This window comes from Paracoccus laeviglucosivorans, from assembly GCF_900182695.1.
In the GTDB taxonomy this organism is placed as follows: domain Bacteria; phylum Pseudomonadota; class Alphaproteobacteria; order Rhodobacterales; family Rhodobacteraceae; genus Paracoccus; species Paracoccus laeviglucosivorans.
Map to the genome: position 1 here is coordinate 107,460 of NZ_FXTK01000009.1, position 25,620 is coordinate 133,079.

At 64.5% G+C, this 25,620-nt stretch carries 20 protein-coding genes and 1 pseudogene; 12 read left to right on the forward strand and 9 right to left on the reverse strand.

All coding sequences use genetic code 11. The features are described 5' to 3' along the window. Nucleotides 1-6: 6 nt before the first annotated feature. From FN835_RS11565 to FN835_RS11575, 3 genes are all read right to left on the reverse strand, one after another. Complete coding sequence (locus FN835_RS11565) at nt 7-4,539, reverse strand: translocation/assembly module TamB domain-containing protein (protein ID WP_142663382.1); 4,533 nt, start codon at nt 4,537-4,539, stop codon at nt 7-9. Further along, on the reverse strand, nt 4,539-6,431 hold the full coding sequence (locus FN835_RS11570; protein WP_142663383.1) for an autotransporter assembly complex protein TamA: 1,893 nt from the start codon (nt 6,429-6,431) through the stop codon (nt 4,539-4,541). Before FN835_RS11570 ends, FN835_RS11565 begins: the two co-directional genes overlap by 1 nt. Before the next feature lie 90 nt (nt 6,432-6,521). Next, nucleotides 6,522-7,442 (reverse strand): glucokinase, encoded by a 921-nt coding sequence (locus tag FN835_RS11575; RefSeq protein WP_142663384.1) that lies wholly within the window; start codon nt 7,440-7,442, stop codon nt 6,522-6,524. 133 nt (nt 7,443-7,575) lie between these two features. On the opposite strand from FN835_RS11575, the gene FN835_RS11580 reads away from it, so the two are divergent. The 3 genes from FN835_RS11580 (at nt 7,576) to FN835_RS11590 (ending at nt 9,888) form a co-directional block, all read left to right on the forward strand. Next, nucleotides 7,576-7,998, forward strand: coding sequence for a hypothetical protein (locus FN835_RS11580; RefSeq protein WP_142663385.1), 423 nt, complete (start codon nt 7,576-7,578; stop codon nt 7,996-7,998). 76 nt (nt 7,999-8,074) lie between these two features. Then, nucleotides 8,075-9,466, forward strand: coding sequence for an adenosylhomocysteinase (ahcY, locus tag FN835_RS11585; protein WP_142663386.1), 1,392 nt, complete (start codon nt 8,075-8,077; stop codon nt 9,464-9,466). An 80-nt stretch (nt 9,467-9,546) separates the two neighbouring features. After that, nucleotides 9,547-9,888, forward strand: coding sequence for a DUF2853 family protein (locus FN835_RS11590; RefSeq protein WP_142663387.1), 342 nt, complete (start codon nt 9,547-9,549; stop codon nt 9,886-9,888). 118 nt (nt 9,889-10,006) lie between these two features. Here the strand turns inward: FN835_RS11590 and FN835_RS11595 are convergent, their stop codons facing one another. Continuing rightward, nucleotides 10,007-10,621, reverse strand: coding sequence for an enoyl-CoA hydratase/isomerase family protein (locus tag FN835_RS11595; RefSeq protein ID WP_142663388.1), 615 nt, complete (start codon nt 10,619-10,621; stop codon nt 10,007-10,009). A 96-nt stretch (nt 10,622-10,717) separates the two neighbouring features. Here FN835_RS11595 and FN835_RS11600 point away from each other — a divergent pair, with 96 nt between their 5' ends. The 4 genes from FN835_RS11600 (at nt 10,718) to ferA (ending at nt 15,196) form a co-directional block, all read left to right on the forward strand. Continuing rightward, nucleotides 10,718-12,370: a DUF2125 domain-containing protein gene (locus tag FN835_RS11600; RefSeq protein WP_142663389.1), complete on the forward strand. Its 1,653-nt coding sequence runs from the start codon at nt 10,718-10,720 to the stop codon at nt 12,368-12,370. 93 nt (nt 12,371-12,463) lie between these two features. Further along, entirely contained in the window at nt 12,464-13,807 is a 1,344-nt protein-coding gene (locus FN835_RS11605) for a TldD/PmbA family protein (RefSeq protein ID WP_142663390.1), read from the forward strand. Further along, nucleotides 13,794-14,591, forward strand: a complete 798-nt coding sequence (locus FN835_RS11610) for a 3'(2'),5'-bisphosphate nucleotidase CysQ (RefSeq protein WP_142663391.1) — start codon at nt 13,794-13,796, stop codon at nt 14,589-14,591. Before FN835_RS11605 ends, FN835_RS11610 begins: the two co-directional genes overlap by 14 nt. 59 nt (nt 14,592-14,650) lie before the next feature. After that, the gene (gene ferA, locus FN835_RS11615; protein ID WP_142663392.1) at nt 14,651-15,196 is read left to right on the forward strand and encodes a flavin reductase FerA; all 546 of its coding nucleotides are present in this window, start codon (nt 14,651-14,653) and stop codon (nt 15,194-15,196) included. Here ferA and FN835_RS11620 read toward each other — a convergent pair. From FN835_RS11620 to FN835_RS11635, 4 genes are read right to left on the reverse strand one after another with little or no spacing between them, the layout of a single operon-like run. Beyond that, nucleotides 15,193-15,843, reverse strand: a complete 651-nt coding sequence (locus FN835_RS11620; RefSeq protein ID WP_142663393.1) for a PqiC family protein — start codon at nt 15,841-15,843, stop codon at nt 15,193-15,195. The genes ferA and FN835_RS11620 overlap by 4 nt on opposite strands. Nucleotide 15,844: 1 nt before the next feature. After that, on the reverse strand, nt 15,845-17,914 hold the full coding sequence (locus tag FN835_RS11625; protein ID WP_142663394.1) for a PqiB family protein: 2,070 nt from the start codon (nt 17,912-17,914) through the stop codon (nt 15,845-15,847). A gap of 9 nt (nt 17,915-17,923) precedes the next feature. Next, complete coding sequence (locus FN835_RS11630) at nt 17,924-18,571, reverse strand: paraquat-inducible protein A (protein ID WP_142663395.1); 648 nt, start codon at nt 18,569-18,571, stop codon at nt 17,924-17,926. Then, the gene (locus FN835_RS11635; RefSeq protein ID WP_142663396.1) at nt 18,568-19,248 is read right to left on the reverse strand and encodes a paraquat-inducible protein A; all 681 of its coding nucleotides are present in this window, start codon (nt 19,246-19,248) and stop codon (nt 18,568-18,570) included. The genes FN835_RS11630 and FN835_RS11635 overlap by 4 nt, the downstream gene beginning before the upstream one ends. Before the next feature lie 138 nt (nt 19,249-19,386). On the opposite strand from FN835_RS11635, the gene FN835_RS11640 reads away from it, so the two are divergent. From FN835_RS11640 to FN835_RS11660, 5 genes are all read left to right on the forward strand, one after another. Then, nucleotides 19,387-20,175, forward strand: coding sequence for a flagellar motor protein MotB (locus FN835_RS11640; RefSeq protein WP_142663397.1), 789 nt, complete (start codon nt 19,387-19,389; stop codon nt 20,173-20,175). A 74-nt stretch (nt 20,176-20,249) separates the two neighbouring features. Next, nucleotides 20,250-21,581, forward strand: coding sequence for a flagellar hook protein FlgE (locus tag FN835_RS11645; protein WP_142663398.1), 1,332 nt, complete (start codon nt 20,250-20,252; stop codon nt 21,579-21,581). Between the two features lie 20 nt (nt 21,582-21,601). Then, on the forward strand, nt 21,602-23,053 hold the full coding sequence (flgK, locus tag FN835_RS11650; protein ID WP_142663399.1) for a flagellar hook-associated protein FlgK: 1,452 nt from the start codon (nt 21,602-21,604) through the stop codon (nt 23,051-23,053). Continuing rightward, on the forward strand, nt 23,050-24,063 hold the full coding sequence (locus FN835_RS11655) for a flagellin N-terminal helical domain-containing protein (RefSeq protein ID WP_142663400.1): 1,014 nt from the start codon (nt 23,050-23,052) through the stop codon (nt 24,061-24,063). Before flgK ends, FN835_RS11655 begins: the two co-directional genes overlap by 4 nt. Continuing rightward, complete coding sequence (locus FN835_RS11660; RefSeq protein ID WP_142663401.1) at nt 24,063-25,163, forward strand: flagellar basal body P-ring protein FlgI; 1,101 nt, start codon at nt 24,063-24,065, stop codon at nt 25,161-25,163. Before FN835_RS11655 ends, FN835_RS11660 begins: the two co-directional genes overlap by 1 nt. 289 nt (nt 25,164-25,452) lie before the next feature. Here the strand turns inward: FN835_RS11660 and purU are convergent. Then, nucleotides 25,453-25,620: pseudogene (gene purU / locus FN835_RS21605) on the reverse strand (formyltetrahydrofolate deformylase); the annotation flags it as partial.

Sequence of the window (25,620 nt, forward strand, 5' to 3'; positions counted from 1 at the left end):
GATCCGTCAGTAATCGCGTTCGTAGAACAGGCCCAGCGTGCTTTCGCCGTCGCTGGCGACCGAGCCGCGCGCGGTCAGGCTTTTGGACACGTCAAGGTTCAGGTTCAGCTTGGTCTTGCCCTCATCCCCGACCTCAACATCGGTGTAAAGGTTCTCGGACAGGTATTTGCCCGCCCGGACCGAGACATTGCCCTGATCGTCGGTCGTCAGGTCCAGATCGTCCAACCCGGTCGAGGCGCGCAGCCGCCCGATGATCCCGTCGCCGCCGCGCCCGGCCAGCGTGGCGATGGCGCTGGCAAGCTGGGCCGCCTGAAGCGCGCTGATATTGTCCAGCCCGCGCCCGAACAGCAGTTGCGACAGCACTTCTTCCTCGGGCATGTCGGGGCTGGATTCGAACGTGATGTCGGGATCCTGCGCCTCGCCGTCGATGATGATGCGGGTGGTCACGCCATCCTGTTCGGTCTGTGCGACCAGACGGATCACGGGAATCAGGCTGCCCTGCAGTTCGACCAGCCCCTCGGTCAGATCGAAACGCTTGCCCAGCAGATCGACACGGCCCCGGATCAGTTCCAGCTGCCCGATCGGGATCGGGGTATGCGCATCACCCGTCAGGCGGATTTCGCCGCCCAGTTCGGCATCGACGCCGCGACCGCGGATGAAGACCTGATCGGGGGCCGAAATCAGCAGATCGAAGCGCGCGGGCACGGCGGGGGGCGTCGCGGGCGGCGCGGTCATGCCGGCCTGACGCGATGCGTCGCTGGGGAATTCCAGCAGGCCGGCCTTGGCGCGGGTCTGGCGCTGGGGCGGGCGTTCAGAGCGGTGGATGATGTTCGGGATCGCCCGCGCTCCGCCAAGCCCGGTCGAGGGGATGCGGATCTCGGTCGTGCCCACATCGATGCGGCCCGCGACCAGAGGTGCGCCGCCACCGCTGCTGGTGATGCGGATGGTGCCGCTGGCCCGCGTCTCATACAGGTTCGGGTCTCGCAGCCCGACATTGTTCAGCCGCGCGGTCAGGTCCATCGGACGGCTGCCGGTCAGCGTGACGGGTCCGTCCACCGTGATCGTGCCGCCGCTTTCGACCGCGCCATCCACATCGACCATCAACCGCCCCGAGGCAATGTCGGCTGCCGCGTTCAGCGAACTGATCGCAAGGCCAAAGCGCGGCTCGGCAAGACGGCCATTGGTCAACGCGACGCGCCCCGACACCGCATCCAGACCCGGCGGGCCGTTCACGCGGATGTTGAAGCTTAGCGGGCCTTCGATGCTGCGGGTGCGCAGGAACGGATTGGCCGCAGCCGCGTTCCCCGTGCCTTCGACCCGAATATCCATGGTCGAGAAATCCGCCGCAGCCGTGCCGGTGATGCGCGCCTGCGTCTGACCCGGCGCCGTGGCGTTCAGGTTCAGGTCATAGGCATTGCCGGTATTGCGGATGCGGCCCTGCACCTCGGCCGGGCCGGGGAAACCGGCGACAAGGATGCCAATATCGGTCAGCCGCGCATCAAGGTTCACCCCCTCGGCCGGAGAGCCGTCGCCGGTGATGCGGAATTGCGGGTTCCCCGCCTCAAGCTTGCTGACGGAGAAGCTGCCATTGGCGCGTTGCTGCGCGGCCAGGTCGAAATTCGTCTGGCCCGCCAGAATGCGGTCGGCTTGCGGAGTGCCCACGGCCAGCCCGCGCGCATTGCCCGTGGCGGTGATCGCGCGTCCGCCGCCCTGCTGGTCGGTCACATGGCCCTGTGCCGTGACCGCGCCGCGAAAGCCCCGGCCCAGAAAGCGTAGATCGTCCGCGCGAAGGTTCGCGCGCAGATCCGTCGTGCCCTGTCCCACCCGACCTTCGGCGGCAAGGTTCAGGCGTGGGTTTTCGACGCGGGCGGTTTCGATCTGGAAGGTGCCGTCCCGTTCGGTCCCGCGAATGGCAAGCTGGGTCGCGCCGGTCAACGCACCGTCAAGCTGCGCCTGACCAAAGGAAAGGTTGCTGCCCGTCCCCGTCACGTCCAGACGCCGCGCGCCTGTGCCGTCATCCTTGAAGCTGCCCTGCGCATTCAGGGCACCGCGCCAGCCCCGACCAAAGCTCGCCAGCGACTTGATGTCCACACGGCCCGTCATATCCGTGCCGCTGCCGCCGACCTTGCCCTGCGCTTCGGCCAGCAATTGCTGGTTATTCAGGTTGAAGCTGTTGATGGTGAATTCGCCGCCGCGTTCTTCGGCATCCAGATCCAGGTTCGTCACGCCCGTCAGCGCGCCGTCCACGTCCTGCTGACCAAGGCGCAGGTCCGTGCCGCGTCCGGTGACCTTGATCTTGCGCGCGCCATCGGCCCGCGTCGCGGTGGCCTGCGCGGTCAGACCGCCCGAGAAGCCGCGCCCCAGAACCGCCAGATCGGGCATGGCTACGTTCAACTGGCCATCAAGCTCGGTCGGGGAAAAGCTGCCGGTGCCGTCGGCTTGCAGTTGCGGGTTCGACAGGTCGAACTTTTGCAGATCATAGGTTCCGTTCGTCTCAAGCAGCTCGACCAGCAGCTTGGTCTCACCCTTAAAGGCGCCGTCGATTTCGGGCATTCCCACGACCAGATCGCGGGCATCGCCGTTCAGCACCACCTTGCGCGCGCCAGATGCGCCGGTCAGATGCGCGTCGGTATTGATCGCCCCGGCATAGCGCGGGTCAGCGACCGACAGGTCGGGCATGCTGATCTTGGCGGTCACGTCGCTGGCCCAACTGCTGACAAAGCCCTGCGCCTCGGTGGTCAGGTTCTGGGCGTTGACGGTCAGGCGACGCAGCTGGATGCCGGTGGTATCGCGCTTGGCACTCAGGTCGATGCGCGATGCGCCGGCCAGCATACGGTCGGCATTGGCCTGACCCACGCGGATGTCGTTGCCTTGGATCTGCGTATCCACGTCAAAGGATTTGCCCAGCAGCGCATAGCGGCCCTTGATCGTGGCTTCGGCGCTGCCGCCCAGTTCGCGTCCGGCAAGCTGCGAGAAGCGCGACAGGTTTTCATGCTGCGCCGTCACGTTGCCCGAAAGCGTGATGCCGCTTTGCAGGCCCGAGACGGTGGTTTCACCCTTCAGCCCGAATTCGTCGCCGTTGATGTTCATGCCCCAGAAGCTCAGCGCATTGCCGGGAGAGAATGCGAAGTTCAGACCGCCGTTCAGCGTGTGACCAAGCGCACTGGCCAGACCGGGATCGGTCGGGGCCAGATCGTCCATGCCGAACGCGACCCAGCCACGCACCTGATCCAGCGCCTGCGCCTCGGTCAGCAGGACGCGGCCACGGCCGTCGATGCGCAGTTCCGACAGGCTTATATCGGGGCGGGTCACGTCGCCCACGCGCCCGACAAGCTGCCAGCCCTGCCCTTGCGCTGCGTCGTAATCCAGCCGCAGGCTGCCCGAACGCACCGTGGTCTGCACACTGCCAAAGGGCACGGCGACGGGCAATTGTGTGGCCCCTGCATCCTGTCCCAGCAGTAGCGTCAGCTTGGCGCTTTCGGGAGCCCCTTGCGCTGTCGTCGCAACCGAACCGGACAGGTCCAGCGCCCCGGTCGAGATCTTGAGTTCGGGGATCAGCAGTCGCCCATCCGCGCCGCGCCAGCCATTCGCGCGAATGACCGATTCCCCTTCGAAAAACTGCTGGTTGTCGGGCGATGTCAGGCTGGCAATGTCACCGCCCAGATCGGCGCGGAACGCCGTGCCCGGTGCGCCTTCGCGCTCCTCGGCCTTGATCGCCACGGTGCCGTTGACACGCGGCTGGCCGTCCGTGTCCAGCTTGATATTCGCGGTGTAATCCGACAGCGGACCATTGCCCGAAATCTCGCCCTTGACCGAAGGGCGGCCGTTCATCTTGACGATATTGGTGAACAGCCCGTTCGCGTCTTCGTCCAGTTGCAGGTTCAGCGCCAGAACGCGGGTCGCATTGGAAAAAGCCGTATCCAGCAGGAATTGCCCGCGTGGACCGTCAACGCGGTTGATGGTCAGCTTGGTCGCGCCCTCGCCCCCGGCAAGGTTCATGCTGCCATCGATCGACAGCACGGCTTCCTGACCGATGATGGGCGCGCCCAGCTCGACCCGGCCCACGGTGATCTTGGCGATGTTCACGCCGACCGGCAGTTGCGGCAGGGAAAATTCCCGCGCCTCGGCCTGCGGAGCCGTGCCTTCGCTGCCGCCCGAAGGCAGGCGCGGCAGGATGATCCGCTCGGCCGTCAGTTCGTTGATGTCAACGCGGCGCGACAGCAGGGCCGTGCGGCTCCATTGCATGGCGCCGTTTTCCAGCGTGATCCAGACGCCGCTGTCATCGGCAATGGTCATGCGGTCGAATGTCGCGCGTGACGACAGTGCCCCACGGAAACCTTCGATATGGACCTGTCGGCCCGCGCCAGACAGCTTTTCTTGCAGGAACCGTGTGATGAACCCCTGATCGTCGTCCACCTCTTGCGAGATTTCCGCGGCGGTTTCGGCTTGCTGATCATCCTGCGCGATGGCGGCAAAGGGGGCCAGCAAGGCCAGCCACAGCAGGATCAGCACACGGGCGGAAAGATCGCGAAGTTTCATCAGAATGCCTGCCCCAGACCGATATAGACCTGAACCCCGCCGCTATCGCCGTCGCCGCCGCCGACCGGCGTGGCAAGATCGAAGCGCAGCGGACCGATGGGGGTCTTGTAACGGATGCCCGCGCCTGCCCCGGCCTGCCAGCCGTTCTGGCCGGAAAACGCCTCGTCCGCCCAGACGCGACCGGCATCGGCAAACAGCGCCAGCCCGATCTTTTCGCGAACCTGAATGCGGGCCTCGGCGGTCAGGGTGACGACGGACATGCCGCCCGTCTTGACCGGGCCGTCCGGGCCGTCGATCACCTCGACCCCCAGGGATTCGAAGGAATGGCCGCGCACCGTGCCGCCGCCGCCGGAATAGAACAGATAGTCGCGCGGCACTTCGTCGATTTCGGGACCGACCACCGTGCCAAGCCGTGCACGGCCCGCCAGCGTGAATTTGTCATCCGCGCCGAAGCTGTAATAGGCGCGCCCCTCGGACGTGATCTGCGCGCCCGTGCCGGTTTCGTCCTGCAGACCGAAGAACGGGATCATACCGCCCGAGACCCAATAGCCGCGCTTGGCGTCGGTCGGCTCGTCGCGCTTGTCGTAGATGATCGACATGGGCAGCGCGAACAGGCGGAAATTGGTGCGCCCGCTTTCGTCATCGACCCGCAGCGCCCGGAATTGCAGCGCGATGTCCGCAGTCAGATCGTCATTGGGCAGATAGGTGAAACCCAGACCAAAGGTGCCGGATTTCAGATCGTAATCCTCCTCCTGCTCGCTTTTCACGATGGCTTCGACATAGCCGGTCGTGTCGGCGGTGATCGTCGCGGGGCGGTCAAGACGCACGCCAAGGTTATAGTCCTGCCCCGAATCCTGCGAGCCTATATCGGTGATGCCCGCGTCCACGCGCAGCCGCTCTCCTCCGCGCAGCAGGTTGCGGTGCATCCAATAGCCGGTCAGCGCCAGACCATCGGTGCTGGAAAATTCGAACCCGCCGCCGATCCGGCGCAGCTTTTGTTCGACCACCTGCAAATCCACGTCCAGCGTGTTGTCGGGGCCGACATAATCCGCCTCGGTCAGGGTGATCGCGGAAAACACGCCCGAGCGGCGCAGGCGTTTCCTGACATCTTCAAGTTTCTCGGGGTCGAAACGCTGGCCTTCGGGAAAGCCCGCGATCTTGCGCAGGCGGCGCGGGTCCATGCGTTCGTAACCGCGAATGGTCAATTCGCCAAAGCGCAGGCTGGGACCGGGGGTCAGCGCGATGCGGCTGTCGATTTCATTCGTCGCATGATCAGCAATGATCTGCGTATCCGAGACGGCGGCCTTGGCATAGCCCACGTCACGCCATGCGCTGACCGAATTCGTCGCGGCGGTCTTCATGTCGCCGGTGCGCGCCACGCCGCCTGCGCGGTAGTCGTTGGGCAGGTCGGTCTTGGGCGCAAGCGGCCCGATTTCGGCGCGGCTATAGCGGAAACGCGGACCGGGATCGACGCTGACGACCACCTTGCGCACGATCTTGGGTGCATCCAGGGGGGCGATCTGCGCCGCCTCGACCCCGTCCAGCTTGATGTCGATCAGACCCGAATAATAACCCTGATCGTAAAGCACGCCCAGAATGCGGGCGTAATCGCCCCGCGCGGCGGCCAGCATGTCCTGCCCGGTCACGCGCCCCTCGGCCTGCGCACTGACCAAAAGCGAGGTGGTGCGCACCAGCGGCAGAATATCGTCGTCGCGCCCGCCGATCTGGAAATCAATGTCCACCGGCGAGGCGTCATTGCCGTCCGAGCCGCCGAACAACCCCGAGAAAGGCGATGATGACGAAGACGACGATCCCGATTGCGCCATCACGACACCGGCGCCCGCAGCAACCAGCAATGCGGCAGCAGCGCCTGCCGTAAGAAGTCGTTTCATGCTGCCCCGCCCTGCTCTGGCTGTTTGATTGCCAGTCTTGCAGGCATGGCCCCCGAAATCCAGCACCGGGGGCCAATACCTGATGTTTTTTCACGCCACGGCGGCAAGGCAGCCGTGCAGCGCCGCCATGTCATCGCGAATGACGCCGATCGGCACGCCGCGCGGGATTTGCGCCATCAGCGGATCGGACAAAAAGGCCTGCTCAAAGATTTCAATGCGTTGTGTAGCGCTGCGGGCAACGCTTCCGGCAAGAAACATCCCCTCCATCGGCATGAAGCTCAGCGCCAGTTCCCGGCACATCAGACCGAACAGGCGGGCATAGAGGTCACAGGTCGCAGTCGCCGCCGCATCACCCTGATCGGCTGCGGCTACAACGGCCTCGGCGCGCTGGGGCGGGGTGTCGGTCAGCAGCGCATGCAGTTTGGCCAGACCGCGCCCGGCAAAAAGCTCTTCGACCGAATCGAGCGGATCGGCCTTGGCTCCCAGGACTTCGCGCAGCGGACGCTCGACCGATACGGGCAGGCGGATATGGCCCACCTCGGCCTCAAGACAGGCGATTCCGCCCGTCGGCAGCACCTTGACGGCGCAGACGTTGAAGCCCGTCCCCGCATTCACGACCAGCCGCTGGCCATTTGCCGCCTGAACGGGCGCATCGCGCAGAAACCCCGCCGCCTCGCCCGACAGGGCAGGCGTCGCATAGCCAAGCGCGGTCAGATCGTTGATCAGTCGCGCCCGACCCGCGCCGGTCAGCTCCTGCAGCCGCTCCTCCGAAAAGGTCCAGTCGCGGTTCGTCAGCCGCGCCCGCCCCTGCGAGACGGGACCGGCCACCGCCACGCAGACCGCATCGATCTGCGGCTGGCCCTTGGCCTCAAGGTAAAGCCTTACCACCTCATCGAAATCGGGATGATCGTCGCCGCGAAACCGGGTGATGCTGTCTGCATCGACCCCGCCGTCCCGTGCCAGCGCAAGCCGCGCATTGGTCCCCCCCACATCCGCCAGCAAGATCGACATGACTTCCCCCGATGAAATCGTTTTCTGCGCCGTTTTTAGGGCATTGCCGCGCGACGTGCCAGCCTGCGGTCGGAACTCGTGCCCGTGCCGCGCGTTTTTATTCCGATCGCCGCGCAAGCGAAAGGATCGAAGGATGAAGATCACCACTGCCGCAATGGCGCTTATTATAGCCCTGCCCGCAACGGGCGCCTTGGCCACAATCACCGCACGCAGCGACAATCCCGAACCCCGTGGATGGTCGGCTGTCGCGGGCATGGATCCGCGCGCCGTGCGCGAAATGGCCCGCACCCTGCCACCGTCCGCCGAAGCGGTCGAGGATCAGCCCTGGTGCGATATGGATGCCGAGGTCGAGGCCAGCCTGAAACAGGACTTCGACGAAACCAAGATCGCCACCAACGGTCGCGACACCGCACTTTGGGGCTCGGACCTGATGGGAACGTGGACGGTTGTGCTGGAACGCCCCGACCAGACAAGCTGCGTCATCGCATCGGGAATCGGCTTCAGTGGCGCGGCCAACCCGGCGGCCTATCTGACCAAGGTCGGCCTGAACGGCTGACCTGTGCCCATCGGTTTGCAGCGCAGGGCGGCAAGTGATATGGCCTCGCACGAATTTTCATGTGCGAGGCAAAGCCGTGACCGACCATATCATCCGTGACATTGCCCTGGCCGATTATGGCCGCAAGGAACTGGACATCGCCGAAATCGAGATGCCGGGCCTGATGGCTCTGCGCGCCGAATATGGCGAAGCGCAGCCGCTCAAGGGCGCACGCATCGCCGGTTCGCTGCACATGACCGTGCAGACCGCCGTTCTGATCGAAACACTGGTTGCCTTGGGCGCCGAGGTTCGTTGGGCGTCGTGCAACATCTTCTCGACCCAGGATCACGCGGCGGCGGCAATCGCGAAAGCAGGCATTCCGGTCTTTGCGATCAAGGGCGAAACACTGCCGGAATACTGGTCCTATACCGATAAGATCTTCCAGTTCGGCGAAGGCACCGCCAACATGATCCTGGACGATGGCGGCGATGCGACCATGTATATCCTGCTGGGCGCGCGCGTCGAAGCCGGTGAGACTGACCTGATCTCCGTCCCCACCAGCGAAGAGGAAGAGGCGCTTTTCGCCCAGATCCGCATGCGACTGGAAGCCAGCCCCGGCTGGTTCACCCAGCAACGCAACGCGATCAAGGGCGTGTCCGAGGAAACCACCACCGGCGTCCATCGCCTTTACGACTTGCACAAGAAAGGGCTGCTGCCCTTCCCGGCGATCAACGTCAATGACAGCGTCACCAAGTCGAAATTCGACAACAAATACGGCTGCAAGGAATCGCTGGTCGACGGCATCCGCCGCGCCACCGACGTGATGATGGCGGGCAAGGTCGCCGTGGTCTGCGGTTACGGCGATGTGGGCAAAGGCTCGGCCGCAAGCCTTCGCGGCGCAGGCGCCCGCGTGAAGGTGACCGAGGTCGATCCGATCTGCGCCCTGCAAGCCGCCATGGACGGATTTGAGGTAACGCTGCTTGAGGATGAAGTCGCCACCGCCGACATCTTCATCACCACCACCGGCAACAAGGATGTCATCCGCATCGAGCATATGCGCGAGATGAAGGACATGGCCATCGTCGGCAATATCGGCCATTTCGACAATGAAATTCAGGTCGCCGCGCTGAAAAACCACAAATGGACCAACGTCAAGGAACAGGTCGATCTGGTGGAAATGCCCTCGGGCAACCGCATCATCCTGCTGTCCGAAGGTCGCCTGCTGAACCTTGGCAATGCCACCGGCCATCCCAGCTTCGTGATGTCGGCCAGCTTCACCAACCAGACGCTGGCCCAGATCGAACTGTGGGTGCGCGGCAACGAATACCAGCCCGGCGTCTACATCTTGCCCAAGGCGCTGGATGAAAAGGTCGCCCGCCTGCATCTGGAAAAGATCGGCGTGAAGCTCAGCAAACTCAGCAAGGAACAGGCCGACTATATCGGCGTGACCCCCGAAGGCCCGTTCAAATCGGAACACTACCGCTACTAAGCCGCGTTTCCGGTTTTTGTTGCCATTTGAATCCAGCGCGTTACGCTTTCCCCCGGACTTATCATCCGGGGGATTTCCACATGAGCAAACGTGACGACCTGATCGCCAAATATGCCGCCGACATGCAGGACAAGCTGGGCATCAAGGCGGATATGGACCTGCTGACCAAAGTGGTGATCGGCTGCGGCCCGTCGATCTACAGCAACGACGCCGAAACCGTCGCAGCTTCGGACAAGGCTGAACTTGATCGCATCAGGCAGAACTACCTCATCAAGAAACTCGGCCTGCCCGACGGCCCCGACCTGACGACCGCCATCGACAGCGTGATCCAGCAATATGGCAGCGCCAACCGAAACAAATACCGCGCGGTGGTTTATTACCTGCTGTGCACGCATTTCAAAAAGCAGTCGGCTTACGCCTGATCCGCGGCGCGGCAAACCGCGCCTTTCGGCTTCTCTGTTCCTGAAATACCTCGGGGAGGACCCGCAAGGGTCCGGGGCAGCGCCCCTGACAAAAACCGGGGGCGGTGCCCCCGCCTTGCTAAAGCATCCGCTTGATCGCCGCCGCATGGCCTTGCGGCGCGGCCAGCGCGTCGGCGCATAGCGCCTCGGCCTCGCCCAGCAGCGCATCGGGCGCCGCGATACGGTCGATCAACCCCCATGCCAGCGCTTCATCTGCGGCGATCTTTTGCCCTGCCAGCAGGATCATCTTTGCACGTGACGGCCCGACCAACGCCGCCAACCGCACCGGATCGCTGGGTTGCGGCAGATAGCCCAGCCGCATCACCGGATAAAAGAACCGCGCATCCGGCACCGCCAGACGCATGTCGCAGGCCAGCACCATTCCCATCGCGCCACCCGCGACCGTGCCGTTCAGCGCCGCAATCGTCAGACATGGCATGGCTGCCACCTGCGCCGAAAGCCGTTCCCACAGTTCCGATACGGCCAGCCCCGCCCGCGCCTCGTCCAGATCGGCCCCGGCCGAGAAAACCCGCCCCTCGGCAGTCAGGATCACCCCGCGCAGATCGGGGGTCGCGGCCATCTGCTCAAAGGCGCGAATCAGCGCCTCCAGCATCGCCGATCCAAGCGAATTAGCCTTATCGGGCCGTGAAATGCGGATCGTGCCGATACTGCGGCTGATTTCGGTCAAGATCATGCTATCCCTCCTTGCCCTCCTTGGACCGGGCCATATGCTGTGGCAGAAATTGCGAAACGCTTATTTATTATTCATTCGCCCAGGAAAGGTAATGAAATGTCCCTAAGACTGACAAGCTCCGCCCTGGCACTGGCCGCGTTCAGCGCGCCCGCCTTTGCCGACGTGACCCCTGAACAGGTCTGGCAGTCCTGGGTCGATTACTACCAATCCGTCGGCTACACCGTCACCGAAGGTAGCCGCGATCAGGCGGGCAGCACGCTGACGCTGAAGGACGTGACGATTTCGGGTGGCAGCGAAGCCAGCAAGATCGTCTCGACCACGCCCGAAATCACCCTGACCGACGAAGGCGATGGACGCGTCAAGACGGTCTTTGCCGACAAGATGACCATGGATGTGTCAGGGACCGAGGCCGAGGGCGGCACCTTCTCGTTGCCCGTTGCGCTGGATATGCCGGGCAACAGCATCCTGACCTCGGGCGCGCCCGAGGACATGACCCATACATTCGACTATCCGACCATCGACGTGACGCTGACGACCATCACCAACGATGGCACGGAAAGCCCGTTGCCGATGAAGTTCGGCCTGACGAATACCAAGGGCGATTTCCACATCGTATCCGGCTCGCCCAACCGCTACGACTATAATATGGCGTCGGACAAGCTGACCTTCGAAGGCGACGTTTCCGAAGCCGAAGGCCAGAACGTCAAGTTCGCAGGCACGGTGGACGGCATCCGCACCGACGGCACCATGAGCGCGGCAGGCCCGTTCAGCGACATCGAAAACCAGATGGCCGATGCGCTGGCTGCCGGACTTGCGATGAACGGCAAGCTGGAATCGGGCAACATGGCTGCGACCTTCGAATTCGCGGGCACGGATGAAAATGGCCAGCCCTCCAGCGGTCAGGGCAAATATGACGGCAAAGGCTTCGATGTCAGCTTCAACCTGTCCAAGGACGGGATGGGCTATCAGGCCGCCTCGGACGCGATCCAGTTCGAGATGACCTCGCCGCAATTCCCCATGCCGATCCGCTATGCGCTGGAAAATGCCAGCTTCGACATGCAATTGCCGGTGATGCAGCAGGATGCGCCGCAGCCCTTCAAGTTCGCCTATTCGCTGGCGGGCCTGACGCTGGGCGATGAAATTTGGGGGATGTTCGACCCGCAGGCGCAATTGCCCCGCGATCCCGCCTCGCTTGAACTGGACGTGACCGGGCTGATGAAGGTCACCGAAAACATCTTCACCCCGCCAAGCGCCAGCGATGCCGCGGATGAGACGGCGACGGATGACGCAGCCCCCGCTGACGATACCGCAGCCGCCACCACCGAAGGCGTCGATCCCGCGGCCCCCGCCGATGACGCCGAGGCCGAGGCGGATATGGGTGCCGCCACCGACGAGATGATGGACGAACCCGCCGAACCCTCACCGTTTGAGCCGACCGAGCTGACGATCAACCAGTTCGCGCTGAACGCCGTCGGTGCCAAGATCAACGCGACCGGCGCGCTGAAGGCCCCGGAATCGGGCGACATGACCGCGCCCGTGGGTCAGGTTCATGCCGAATATGAAGGCGTGAACGGCCTTCTGGACAAGCTGGGCGCGATGGGCCTGATCCCGGAAGACCAGATGATGGGTGTGCGCATGATGCTAGCGATGTTCGCCAAGCCCGTGGACGGCAATCCCGAAAAGCTGGTGACTGACCTTGAATTCAAGGAAGGCGGCTCGATCTTTGCCAACGGCCAGCAGATCAAGTAATCCGATCCGTGGCGCGGTAATATCGCGCCACGCCCTGCATTTTGCGACGGGGGCGGGCATGGCCATGCCCCCGTTTTCTGTTGAGGAATAGCCATGTCCGATTTTCAGCGCCTGCAATCCCTGACCGATCAGCTTCTGACCGCCGCGCGGCGCGCGGGGGCCGATCAGGCCGATGCGGTGGCGCTGAACGCGGCAGCGGTATCGGTCGATGTGCGCGGCGGGCGGCTGGAACATGCCGAACGCGCCGAAGGCGTGGAAATCGGGCTGCGGGTGCTGCTGGGCGGGCGACAGGCCTGTGTTTCGGCCTCGGACCCCTCGGCGATCGAGGAGATGGCGACGCGCGCCGTCGCGATGGCCCGCGAAGCACCGATCGACGATTATCTGGGCCTTGCCGAACCGGGGCAACTGACTGCGGACACCGACAGCACGCGGCTTGAGCTGTTCGATACCAGCGAGCCCACACCCGAAGCCTTGCAGGACGCCGCCCTGCGGGCCGAGGCGGCGGCACAAGAGGTTCAGGGGATTTCGCAGATCGAAACCGCCTCGACCGGTTATTCCCAGCGGTGGATGTGGCTTCAGGCCTCGAACGGGTTTTCGGCGGGTTATGCGCGTTCCGGCCACAGCCTTTCGACCGTCGCGATCACCGGCGAAGGCACCGGGATGGAACGTGACTGGGCCGGCGAAGGTCGGGTGCATCTGTCCGACATGCCCGCGCCCGAGGTTATCGGGCGTCTGGCCGCAGAACGCACCGTGGCGCGTCGCGGCGCACGCAAGCCCCCGACCGGCGCATTCCCGATCCTGTATGATGAGCGCGTCGCCTCGGGGCTGATCAGCCATCTGGTCGGCGCGGTGAATGGCAGCGCGGTGGCACGCGGCGCAAGCTGGCTGCGCGACGCGATGGGCGAAGCGGTGCTGCCCCCCGGTTTCGACCTGATCGAGATGCCGCATCTGCGCCGCTATGGCAGTTCACGCCTGTTCGATGCCGAAGGGCTGGCGACCGCCGACCGCGCATTGGTGCGCGATGGCGTGCTGCAGGGATGGACGCTGGATCTGGCGACCGGGCGCAAGCTGGACATGGCGTCTACCGCAAACGCCTCGCGCGGGGCGGGCAGTCCGCCGTCGCCGGGCACGACCAATCTGGTGCTGTCGCAAGGCACGCATACACGCGACGACCTGATCCGAGACATGGGGCGCGGGCTGATCGTGACCTCGATGCTGGGGGCTTCGATCAATGCGACCACGGGGGACTATTCGCGTGGCGCGGGCGGGTTCTGGGTCGAAAACGGCGAAATCACCCATGCGGTCAACGAATGCACCATCGCAGGCAATCTGCGCGACATGCTGATGCGGCTGACGGCCGCGAATGACGCGCCGGAATGGCGTTCGACATGCGTGCCCAGCCTTCTGGTCGAAGGGATGACCGTTGCCGGCGCGTGATCTGACGCTTCTGGAAAATGCCGCGCGCGAAGCGGGCGAGATCGCCATGCGCTATTGGCGGCAGGATCCGCAGGCATGGGACAAAGGCGGCGGCGCCGGTCCCGTCAGCGAGGCGGATCTTGCCGTCAACGCATATCTTGAAACGGCATTTCGCGCCGCCCGCCCCGATTATGGCTGGCTAAGCGAGGAATCGGCGGACGAGCCGTCACGTCTGGATGCGGCGCATTGCTTTATCATCGACCCGATCGACGGCACCCGCGCCTTTCTGGACGGGCAGGAAGGGTTTTCCCATTCGCTGGCCATCACCACGGGCGACCGGATCACGGCGGCTGTGGTGCATCTGCCCGCGCGCGGCCTGACCTATACGGCGGTGGCGGACGGCCCCGCCTTGCTGAACGGCCAGCCCATCGCGCCCGCCGATCACCCGATCGACGGCGCGACGGTTCTGGCGGGAAAGCCCAGCTTCGATCCGGCATTCTGGAAAAACGGCGTGCCGGGACTGCGACGGGAATTCCGCCCCTCTCTGGCATGGCGGCTATGTCTGGTGGCCGAAGGCGCGTTCAACGCCACGCTTTCGACCCGCGCCGCCTGGGAATGGGACATTGCGGCGGGCAGCCTGATCGCGGAACGCGCCGGATGCCGCGCGACGGAACTCTCGGGCCGTCCCCTGCGCTTCAACCGCGCGCGCCCGCTGTCTGATGGGCTGGTCGTCGCGGCACCGCGCCTGCACGGCCAGATGATCGCCGCGCTAAGCCCCATTCCGTCAACGGGATTTCCCGGCTGAACTTGATGCCCTTGGACGCGCCCGCTATGGTCCGCGCGACAGCAGATGAGGCCCCGCGCATGAGCCGAATTCCACCCGCGACCCAAGACCGGCTCGCCGATGAAATCACCTTTCACCCCGCCAACGCCGAGGCGCGGGTGCTGCGCGAGGCGTTGGGGCGTTTCGCGACCGGCGTGACGGTCGTCACCACGCTGGGGGAACAAGGCCCGCTGGGCATGACCGCGAACAGCTTTTCCAGCGTCTCGCTGGAGCCGCCGCTGGTCTTGTGGTCACCCGCCAAATCGTCGTCGCGCCATGTGACATTTGCCGGGGCCGCGCATTGGTCCGTGCATGTGCTGGGGTCCGAACAGCTGGAAACCTGTCTGCGCTTTACCCGCGGCGGATTGCAGTTCGACGGGCTGGACCATGTGCTGAACGACGAAGGCGTCCCGGTGATCCCCGGTGTCGCCGCGCGTTTCGACTGCGCGACCCATGCCGTGCATGATGCGGGCGATCACAGCGTGATGATCGGGCGGGTGCTGCGCGTCACCGTGGCCGGTCCCGGCGACCACCCGCTGGTCTTTGCCGCCGGGCGTTTCGGCCAGTTCGTCCCGTCCGAGGGTTAACCGTCCAACGGCGGCAATGGCTGCGAAAAGATGTCATCCATCCGTGGTGCGCTGGACGATGTGCGCACCGAATTCCCCGGCCCGCCCAGCACCGCGATCTGCCGCGCAAGCTGCGAGATCGCCTGCGACTGCGCGCGGGCGATGATGGCGGGCGTCGGCTCGGCAGTGCCCATCGGAACGGCGATGTCAAAGCTGCGCGCCTGATTGGCACCGCCAGCGCCGGAATCGCCCACGAAATAGCGGCCCGACAGGCGATAGGTGCCGTCGGCCTGCGCCAGCGCCTTTTCGACGCGAACCTCCAGCGTGCGGCGGGGCGGTTCGGCCAGCGGCCAAGGCTCGGGGATCACCGTCGCGCCCGAGATGTCGGAAATGGTCCGCGCCAGGGTCTGCGTGAATGACCGCTGCGGCGCATCGGCCCACAATTCCTTGGTGTTCGACCGGACCGCGCCATCCACCGTCTGCCAGCTGACCTCATCGCCCGAGGCATAGTCGGGCAGCGAAACGTCTTTCAGCTCGGTCGTGCCCAGACGGTTCGCCACCCGTTCCGAGGGGGCAGGCGGGTCGATCAGATAACGCGCGGTCTTTTCGCCGTTCGAACAGGCGGCAAGCGTGGCGACAATGGCCGAGGCAATCAGGATATGGCGCATCTTACCGTCCCAGAATGAAGGCTTGCGGATTGCGTTCGATGGTGCGGGCCAGACTGCCAAAGGCATTGGCCGCGCGCCGCATCTCTCGCATCAGGTTGATGGTTTCGGTGTTGAAATTGGACCGGTCGCCATAGGCCGCGATGACCTGTTCGGCCCGTGCCGCCAGCGATTCCAGCCGCGCCGAAAGCTGCGGCAGGCGCTGGACCGAGGCCGAAACATTGTCCGCCGCGACCTTGGCCGAGGCCAGCGCCTCGTTCAGGCTGCCTGCCGCATTGCCGTCGCGCAGGTCGTTCAGCAGCCCCGAGGCAGCTTGCAGCGTCTGCGACAGGTTGCGCGGCAGTTGCGCCGCATCTTCGGTGCCCAGCATGGCGCGGACGTCTTTCAGGATGCCTTCGGCCTCGGTCGAGATCGAGGCGAAGTCCACCTCGCCGACCTTGGCGGCAGCCGCGTCGATCTGTTCGACCATGCCCGGCACGTCGGCTGCGGCCAGCTTGACCGCCTCGGCAGCGGCGGCGGCCTCGTCGACCATGCCGCGGATCTGGCCGATGGCACCGGATTCGCGCAGCTCGGTCGCGACCTGACGGATTTCGCCTGCCGCGCCCTGCGCATCCTCAAGCGTGCCCCGCAGCGCGCCCGGAATGGCGCGGGTATCGTCGCTGCTGGCCAGCGCCGTGACCGAATTCATCATGTCGGTCGCGGATTTCAGCGCCTCCTCGATGGGCAGGTTGCCGACGCGGGCAAGGAAACCCTGCGCCGTGCCGGTGAAATCGGAAATATCGCCGGGGATCGAGGGGATGATCGGGTTGGGCGCCGCCGCGCGGTCCAGTTCGGCGGGAACGGCATCGGGCTGCTCGATCAGTTCGACCTCAAGCGAGGTGCCGAAGAAACCGGCGCTGGCGATACGGGCGCGCAGGCCCCGGCTGACCATATCGGCCACGAAATCCAGCGCCTGTTCCTCGGTCGGGTCGCCGGTCATGCCCAGACGGTCGGGGGTGATGGCTAGCGTCACCTCTTGTTCGACATGATCCTGCCCCTGATCGTCCTTGACCACGCGGGCGGCCAGATTGGTGACGCGGCCCACGGTCAGCCCCATGAACTGGACGTTGGCGCCCGTCTCCAGCCCCTTGACGGATTCGTCGATCAGCATGGTCAGGCGCAGCGCGTTCGCCTCATCCGAAATCAGGTTCGCCTCGGCGGTTTCCTGATCGGGTTGCAGGCGGAACACATGGCCGTTTTCCACGACCCCGCCGCCGGAACGCACCGTCGCAAATTCGGCCCCGCCCTGCAGCACCGAGGCCAGCGAATTCACGTTCAGCGACACCCCCTGCGTCCCCAGCGAAACCGAAAAGCCCGAGGTATCCCAGAACACCGTATTGGTCGTCAGCAGCTTGTCGTAAGGCGCGGCGACAAAGACATCGGCCAGCACGCCTTCGTCATTTTCGGCCAGCCGCAGGTTCTGCATCTGCCCGACCGGCAGGCCGCGGAACAGAACCGGCGCGCCTTCGGTCATGCCGCGCGAACGTTCCGTCGCCAGCGTGATCAGCGTGCCCTGCTGGCCGAAACGCGACACGGGCGGACGCTCCAGCCCCTGAAACCCAGCCGGTTGTTCGCCCGGCTTGTCGTCCCAGTAACCTTCTATGAACGAACCCGTCAGCACGGTGTCCAGACGCGAGATGCCCTGCGCCGTCACCTGAGGGCGCACGATCCAGAACTGCGCGTCCTTGTCGATATATTGCGCCAGATCCTTGTCCACACGGATGTTCACCTCGACCTGCTGCAGGTCGCTGGTAAAACGCACGGCCTCGACCTTGCCCACGGTGATTTCGCGGAATTTCACCGCCGTTTCGCCCGGCGTGATCCCGGTCGCATCCTTGAACTTGACGGAAATCAACGTGCCGCGGCTGGCGATGGCGTTCCAGCCGACGCCCAGCGTCACGATCAAAGCGATGATCGGGACTAGCCAGACCAACGACGATCCGGCCCGCGCCGCTGCACGGGCGGCGGGCTTGCGCGCAGGCTCAGCCGGTTTCATGGCAGCGTTGTTGCTGTCGGGCGGGGGAGTGTCGGTCATCTGTCCCTTTTAGTCCTTGCGGCTTCTCAGCGGCAGCCCGCGCCAGATCAACCTTGGATCGAAACTCTGCGCGGAAAGCATGGTGAACGCAACCGATAGCGCGAATGACACCGCCGCCGGGCCGGGATGGATCGAGGCGACAAAGCCAAGCTGAACCAGCGCCGACAAGATCGCCACGATGAACACGTCGATCATCGACCAGCGCCCGATGAATTCCACCACCTCATAGATGACCAGTCGGCGATGGGCGTCCTTGACGCTGGCCGGGCGCCCCGCGACATATGCCAGCCAGCCGATCGACAGAAACTTGCCGATGGGCACCACGATCGAGGCGACGAACACGATCGCGGCCACCCCCCAGTTGCCATAGTGGATCAGCTCGATCACGCCACCAAGGATCGTGGATTCGCTGTTGCCCGCCAAGCCGCCAAAGGTCGAGGTCTTGAGCATGGGAAACAGGTTGGCCGGAATGTAGAAGATCAGCCCCGCGATCAGCCATGCCCAGACCGCGTTCAGCGAACGGCGGTCCGGCGGGTTCAGATCGGAACGGCAGCGCAGGCAGGTCTGCTGCCCCTCGGGCCAGACGCGGCCACAGCTGCGGCAACCGACCAGCCCGGCGCGATGGGCGGTCATGATGGGGGCGTGATGTTCGCTCATCCAGCGGTTTCCGAGGTGATTTCACGGCCGTCGGTGGCCAGCCCGCCATCTTCGATCGCATCCCAGATCGTGGTGGCGCTGGTGAATGCATTGCTGGCGGCATTGACCATGATCAGCCCGCAAAACGCCCAGAAGGCCGGGCCGAAACTGATTGTGGCAAGTCCGCCCACCTTGACCAGCGCAATGGCCGTGCCGATCACGAAAATCTCGGCCATAGACCAGGGGCGCAGGGTTTCGGACAGCCTGAACGCCGGGACGGCATGGCGGAACGGTGCCTGTCCGCGCGACAAAGGCAGCAGCGTATAGACCAGCAGGATCGCGCGCAGCACCGGCAGTCCCACGATGGTGGCCAACAGCGCCACGGTCAGCGGCATCAGCACGCCATGCGAAAACGCCACCGCGACGCCGAATAGCGAGGTCTCATTTCCGAACCCCATGCGCGAGATTTCCAGAAACGGAAAGAACACCGCGCCGACCATCAGCACCAGCGATGCGAAAGACAGCGCGATGATGCGCGTGAATGCCCCCACGCGCGGACTGGCCAGCAGCGTATTGCAGCGTACGCAGCGCGCGGTTTCGCCCGGCGCCAGTTCACGTTCGATATGCAACGCATCGCAGCGGGGACAGGCCACCAGCCCCGCGCCGGTCGTCAGGTCATATGAGCCTTCGGTCAGCATGACATCAGAATAGGGCGCAACCGGGCGCTTGCAAGATCACGCCGCGCTTTGCGGATAATATGCGGCATTTGAGCCGTTAACTGGATGTTAGGCGATGCTGGCCTAGCCTTACCCGGAATTTGACCGAAAGGGCGACTCATGGCGGGCAAGGGCGGTGCGCCGATCATCATCAAAAAGGTGCGCGGCGGCGGCAGCGCGGGCCATCACGGCGGCGCGTGGAAAGTCGCCTATGCCGATTTCGTCACCGCGATGATGGCGTTTTTTCTGCTGATGTGGCTGCTGAATGCGACCACGGAAAAGCAGCGTCAGGGCTTGGCCGACTACTTCAACCCGACGCTGCTCCAGTCCAGCAATGGCGGTGGCGACGGCGCTTTCGGCGGCCACGAACAGAACGCCACGACGAATACCGGCCAGGGCATGGGCGCATCGCGCGATACCGAAGGCGGGACCGCCCGCGATGCTGCGTTCGAACAGGCGGCAAAGCATGTTCAGGACGAACTCACCGGCAGCGGCGCGGAATCGATGCAGCGCACCAATCTGCTGAAACATGTGGTGACGCGCATGACCGACGAAGGGCTGGTGATCGAACTGACCGATCTGCTGGATGAACCGCTTTTCATGGGCGACAGTGCGCAGCCCAGCCCCCCGATGCAGGAATTGGCGACGATCCTTGCGGGGGTGCTGGGGCGGGTCAAGAACCAGATCGCGATTTCGGGCCACGTGCGTGGCTATCCCGAAATGCTGATCCATTCGCCGGTCTGGGCGCTGTCGGATGCGCGTGCGCATACCGTGCGCAACCTGCTGGAAGCCGCGCGGCTGGACGGCAGGCGGGTGCAGCGGGTGCAGGCACATGCGGACCGCCGCAACCGCTCGGTCAATCCGATGGATCCTGCAAACAACCGGATCGAAGTGATTTTGCTGCGATGAACCGGTCGCCGTTAGGCCGATCTTAACCCGCACGGCGCAAGCTGGTGCAAACGACTCAGACAGGATGACAGGCTATGTCGATTTCCTCTGCCCTTAGCGCCGGTGTTTCTGGCCTTGCCGCGAATTCGGCCCGACTGGCCGGTATCTCGGACAATATCGCGAATTCCGGCACCTATGGTTACAAGCGCGTCAGCACAGATTTCGAAAGCATCGTGATCGGCGATGCGCGGGGCGGCGGCCGCTATACGGCGGGCGGGGTCCAGACCTCGACCAGCCGCGCCGTCGATCAGCGTGGCAGCCTGATCGGGACAAGCCACCCTCTGGACATCGCAATCACCGGACGCGGCATGTTGCCCGTCATCAACGCCACCCAGCTTGGCAGCCTTGATAACAGCACGCCTTTGATGATGACCCGCACCGGCGCCTTCCGCACGGATGAGGAAGGGGTGCTGCGCACGGCCTCGGGACTGGTGCTGATGGGCTGGCCCGCCAATCGCGACGGCACTTTCCCCGCGGTGGCGCGGGATTCGACCGCGGCGCTGCAACCTATCGTTCTGAATAGCAGCGATACATTTGCCGAGCCGACAACACGGATCGGCGTCGGCTTCAATCTCCCGGCCGAGGCGACGGTGGGCGGGGGCAGTCCCGCGCCATCGACCGCGACCATCGAATATTACGACAACCTTGGCGCGACGCGGAACCTGACCATGACCTTCACGCCCACGGTGGGCGCGGCAGGCACGGGCCGGTCGAACAGCTGGACGGTCGAAATCCGCGATTCGGCTACGGCGGACGATCCCGTCACGGCGGCGGATGAATCGCTTGTGGGATCGTATGAACTGGAATTCGACGACGCGCCCGGCGGCCCGCTTGCCAACGTCACCACGCTTAGCGGCGGGGCCTATGATCCCGTGGCCGGGGCGCTGACGGTCGGTGCCGCGCGCGGACCCATCACGATCAGCATCGGCACCCCCGGCGCACCGGGCGGGCTGACGCAGATCAGTTCCGACTTCTCTCCGACCAACGTCACCAAGAACGGCACGCAGGCGGGCGTCCTTGCCGCGGTCGAGATTGATGAGAACGGCTATCTGCGCGCCACCTATGACAATGGCGCGACCCGCACGCTGTTTCAGGTTCCGCTGGTCGATGTACCCAATCCGAATGGGCTGATCGCGCTGGACAGCCAGACCTATGAAGTGTCGCCGCAATCGGGCGCCTTCTTCCTTTGGGATGCGGGGGACGGTCCGACCGGGTCGATCGCGGGCTATGCGCGCGAAGGTTCGACCACCGATGTGGCGGCTGAGCTGACCGACCTGATCCAGACCCAGCGCGCCTATTCCTCGAACGCCAAGATCATCCAGACGGTGGATGAGATGCTGCAGGAAACCACGAACATCAAGCGCTGACACCGTAAGGGATTGACTGCATGAGCCTTTCATCCGCGATTTCGAACGCTCTGTCGGGCGTGACCGCCGCAAGTCGCGGCACGGAACTGGTGGCAACGAACATCGCCAACAAATCCGTCGCCGGATATGCCAGACGAGAGCTTGAGCTGTCATCGCGCATCCATACCGCGAATGGCGGCGGTGTGGGCATCGACGGCGTGCGGCGCGCCATTGATGCCGGGCTGCTGTCGGACAGCCGCCTTGCGCTGGCCGCATCATCGCAATCGGGCACTGTCGCGACGTTCCACGCTGTGATGGAACAGGCCTTCGGCACGGCAAATGACGCAAGCGCATTGGGGGCGGCGCTGACCGGGCTGGACAATGCGATCCTGTCCGCCTCGGCCCGTCCCGACAATCAGGTGCGGCTGAACGCCGTGCTGGATGCGGCGAAAGGCATCGCGCAAAAGATCAACGGCATTTCCCAGACCATCAGCACCGCCCGCAGTCAGGCCGACCACGACATCGGCAAAGACGTCGCCAGTCTGAACGATGCGCTGGAACGGGTCGCCGCGCTGAACCGCCAGATCACGGTGACCAGCGCGCAGGGTGGCGATCCTTCATCGCTGATCGACGCGCGGCAGGATGCCATCGACCAGATTTCTGCCATCGTGCCGATCCAAGAGGTGACGCGCGAAAACGGCCGCGTGGCACTGTTCACCAAGGGCGGCGCCACGCTGCTGGACGGCACTGCCCCCGCGCAGATCGGCTTTGTCGCCACGGGCACGATCACCGCGGGGATGAGCGTTGAGAACGGTGCCCTTGGCACGCTGTCCTTGAATGGCAGGTCGCTTGCAGCGCAGGAAATGGCCGGCGGCACGCTATCGGCACATTTCCAGATCCGCGACAGGATCGCACCCGGCTTTCAGGCGCAGATCGACGGCTTTGCGCGCGATCTTTATTCCCGCTTTGCCGATCCTGCGGTCGATCCGACGCTGGCCGCCGGGCAGCCGGGCATCTTCACTGACGCTCAGACAGCCCTTTTGCCCGCCAATGAACCGGGTTTCGCCGATCGCATCGCGGTCAATGCGGCCATCGATCCGCAGGCAGGCGGCGCGCTTTGGCGCATCCGCGCGGGCCTTGGCGCGGCAGATCCGGGTGAGGTTGGCGAAAGCAGCCTGCGTCTGGCGATGGGCACGGCGCTGGCCGACAGCCGCCCGCCTGCCTCGTCAGAGCTTGGGACGGGGCCGCGCACGCTGATCGGACTGGCATCGGAAATCGCCTCGGGGGCAGCGACGCAACGATTGCGCAGCGAAGCGGTCGCCGTGCAGGACCAAAGCCGTGCAGGCAGCCTAAGAACCGCATTGCTGGCCGGTGGCGTCGATACCGATACGGAAATGGAGGCATTGCTTTCGCTGGAGCGTGCCTATGCCGCCAACGCCAAGGTGCTGCAGACCGCCAACGACATGCTTGACCAGATCCTGAGGCTGACATGACCAAGCTGAATTCCGTCAGCGATCTTGCCCGCTCCTACCAGTTGCGGCTGTCGCAAACCGGGCTGAAATCCAAGCTCGACACGCTTGCCAAGGAAACCACGACCGGCGTCAAATCCGATATTCCGCTGGCGCTTGGCGGCGACCTGACGCGCATCAACCAGCTGGAAACGCGGCTGGCACAACTGAAAACGCACGGGTTGAACCTGGCCGAGGTGCAAGGCCAGCTTTCCGGGATGCAGACCGCGTTGGAACAGGTGCAATCCGTCGCTCAGGCCACCGGAACCCTGCTTTTGTCCGAGGCGCTGATCTCATCTGACCCTGCCCTGATCCTGCAGATTCGCAAGGCCCCGGATGAGATGCGCGGCGTGATTGCCGCGCTGAACACCTCGGTCGCGGGACGCTTCGTTTTTTCCGGCACGCGCTCGGATCAGCCTGCCATGGCCAGCCACGCTGATCTTATGGCGCAACTGACCACCGCCGTCGCCGGGCAGACCGATCCGGCGCAGATACTCGCCGCGATCAACGGTTATTTCGATGCCCCACCCGGCGGCGGCGGGTTTGCGGATACCGGCTATCTTGGCAGCCCTGGCGGCACCACGCTGACGGCTGTGGCACCGGAACAGAAGCTGGGCAGCGATCTGACGGCAGATGCGCCCGAATTGCGTGACACGCTGCGGGGCTTGTCGATCATGGCCTATGCCGCCGAAAACCTGACGCTGGCCCCCCTGACCTTGCGTGAACTGACGCGGGCCGCCGGGTTCCTGCTGGTGAATGGCGAAGGTCAGCTGACCAATGCGCGTTCCGCCATCGGCGTGCAGGAAGAGGCGGCGGCGCGGCTGAAAACGGCGAATGACGCGGAAAACTCGGCGCTTTTGATCGCACGCAACGGTCTTATCGCGGCAGACCCCTATGACACCGCCACCGCGCTCAAAGAGGTCGAGGCGAATATCGAGACGATCTATACCCTGACGGCGCGGCTGTCGAAACTTAGCCTGACGGGCTATCTGTGATGCGGATTTTGGTGTTGCTGATCGGGCTATTACTGCATTTGGGCACGGCCCATGCCGTCCCCATCCGTATCAAGGATCTGGCAAACGTCGATGGCGTTCGGGGCAATGATCTTGTCGGCTATGGGCTGGTCGTCGGTCTGAACGGATCGGGCGACAGCCTGCGAAACTCGCCTTTTACCGAAGAAATCATGGCGGGCCTGCTGGAACGGTTGGGTGTGAATGTCTCGCAAGAGGCGTTTCGGCCCAAGAACGTCGCCGCCGTCATCGTAACCGCAACCCTGCCACCCTTTGCCCGCGCAGGTTCGCAGATCAACGTGAACGTGGCCGCAATCGGCGATGCGAAAAACCTGCTGGGCGGAACTTTGGTCATGACGCCGCTGAACGCGGCGGATGGGGAAATCTATGCCGTCGCGCAAGGCTCGGTGCTGGCGGGCGGGGCCGAGGCCGGGGGTGCTGCGGCTTCGGTCGTGCAAGGCGTGCCGACAACTGGGACAATCCCGTCAGGCGCGCGGGTCGAACGTGAAGTGGCGTTCGATTTTTCGCAGATGACCAGCCTGCGTCTGGCCTTGCGCAACCCGGATTTCACCACCGCCGCGCGGGTCGAGGCGGCGATAAATCGCAGTCTGGGTCGCAGCGTCGCCAACCTGATGGATTCAGGAACGATCGCGATCGACGCATCCGTGCTGGGAAATGTGAACCCGGCACGTCTGATCGGCCAGATCGAAAATATCAGCGTCGAGCCGGAAACAGCAGCGCGGGTGGTGATCGACCACCGTTCCGGCACCATCGTGATGGGCGAGGATGTGCGCATCTCGCGCGTGGCCGTATCGCAGGGGAACCTTACATTGCGCGTGCGTGAAGCGCCGGTGGTGTCCCAGCCCAACCCTTTCTCTCCGGGGGATACAGTCGTTCTGCCACGCAGTCAGGCCGAGATTACGCAGGAACCGGGCATCGGCTTTGCCGAAGTTTCAGGGGAATCGTCCCTGTCGGATGTCGTCGCCGGGCTGAATGCGCTGGGGATCCGGCCGCGCGACATGATCGACATTCTGAAATCCATCCACGCAGCAGGGGCGCTTCATGCCGAACTGATCGTGAACTAGGTGCGCTGGTTGCCTGTCCGGCAAGCCTGGAAGCTGCGGGTATCTCGCCTTGGCCTGCGGAATGTGCGCGATAAGCGAAGGATCCGTGGCGCAGGACTTTGGCATCAGGATGAAGACGCACTCATCGCTGGCGGCTGGCGCTATCTGGCAAATCCGCCAGATCGCCTGCCAGCCAAAACGCCGTCGTGCAGCTCAGGGGATCTTCCCATCACCTGCCGCAAGCAGATGATAGGAAAGGCAAATCGCGATGTTACAAACATCGCCCCCTTGCGTATGCGACATCAAGAGGTCATCCCATTCTTTCTGAAGCGTAGCTTCCCGGAGATGCGGGGAAGACGACGGTCTTGTTGCCGTTCAGGAACACGCGGCGGTGGATATGGGCGTGGATGGCACGGGCCAGCACCTGGCTTTCCACGTCGCGGCCCAGCGAGACGTAATCGTCGGGCGATTGGGCATG

What these genes read in the sequence shown, in the direction of transcription:
- FN835_RS11565 (WP_142663382.1), bottom strand. Translation starts at nt 4,539, where the DNA reads ATGAAACTTCGCGATCTTTCCGCCCGTGTGCTGATCCTGCTGTGGCTG.
- FN835_RS11570 (WP_142663383.1), bottom strand. Translation starts at nt 6,431, where the DNA reads ATGAAACGACTTCTTACGGCAGGCGCTGCTGCCGCATTGCTGGTTGCT.
- FN835_RS11575 (WP_142663384.1), bottom strand. Translation starts at nt 7,442, where the DNA reads ATGTCGATCTTGCTGGCGGATGTGGGGGGGACCAATGCGCGGCTTGCG.
- FN835_RS11580 (WP_142663385.1), top strand. Translation starts at nt 7,576, where the DNA reads ATGAAGATCACCACTGCCGCAATGGCGCTTATTATAGCCCTGCCCGCA.
- FN835_RS11590 (WP_142663387.1), top strand. Translation starts at nt 9,547, where the DNA reads ATGAGCAAACGTGACGACCTGATCGCCAAATATGCCGCCGACATGCAG.
- FN835_RS11595 (WP_142663388.1), bottom strand. Translation starts at nt 10,621, where the DNA reads ATGATCTTGACCGAAATCAGCCGCAGTATCGGCACGATCCGCATTTCA.
- FN835_RS11600 (WP_142663389.1), top strand. Translation starts at nt 10,718, where the DNA reads ATGTCCCTAAGACTGACAAGCTCCGCCCTGGCACTGGCCGCGTTCAGC.
- FN835_RS11605 (WP_142663390.1), top strand. Translation starts at nt 12,464, where the DNA reads ATGTCCGATTTTCAGCGCCTGCAATCCCTGACCGATCAGCTTCTGACC.
- ferA (WP_142663392.1), top strand. Translation starts at nt 14,651, where the DNA reads ATGAGCCGAATTCCACCCGCGACCCAAGACCGGCTCGCCGATGAAATC.
- FN835_RS11620 (WP_142663393.1), bottom strand. Translation starts at nt 15,843, where the DNA reads ATGCGCCATATCCTGATTGCCTCGGCCATTGTCGCCACGCTTGCCGCC.
- FN835_RS11625 (WP_142663394.1), bottom strand. Translation starts at nt 17,914, where the DNA reads ATGACCGACACTCCCCCGCCCGACAGCAACAACGCTGCCATGAAACCG.
- FN835_RS11630 (WP_142663395.1), bottom strand. Translation starts at nt 18,571, where the DNA reads ATGAGCGAACATCACGCCCCCATCATGACCGCCCATCGCGCCGGGCTG.
- FN835_RS11635 (WP_142663396.1), bottom strand. Translation starts at nt 19,248, where the DNA reads ATGCTGACCGAAGGCTCATATGACCTGACGACCGGCGCGGGGCTGGTG.
- FN835_RS11640 (WP_142663397.1), top strand. Translation starts at nt 19,387, where the DNA reads ATGGCGGGCAAGGGCGGTGCGCCGATCATCATCAAAAAGGTGCGCGGC.
- FN835_RS11645 (WP_142663398.1), top strand. Translation starts at nt 20,250, where the DNA reads ATGTCGATTTCCTCTGCCCTTAGCGCCGGTGTTTCTGGCCTTGCCGCG.
- flgK (WP_142663399.1), top strand. Translation starts at nt 21,602, where the DNA reads ATGAGCCTTTCATCCGCGATTTCGAACGCTCTGTCGGGCGTGACCGCC.
- FN835_RS11655 (WP_142663400.1), top strand. Translation starts at nt 23,050, where the DNA reads ATGACCAAGCTGAATTCCGTCAGCGATCTTGCCCGCTCCTACCAGTTG.
- FN835_RS11660 (WP_142663401.1), top strand. Translation starts at nt 24,063, where the DNA reads ATGCGGATTTTGGTGTTGCTGATCGGGCTATTACTGCATTTGGGCACG.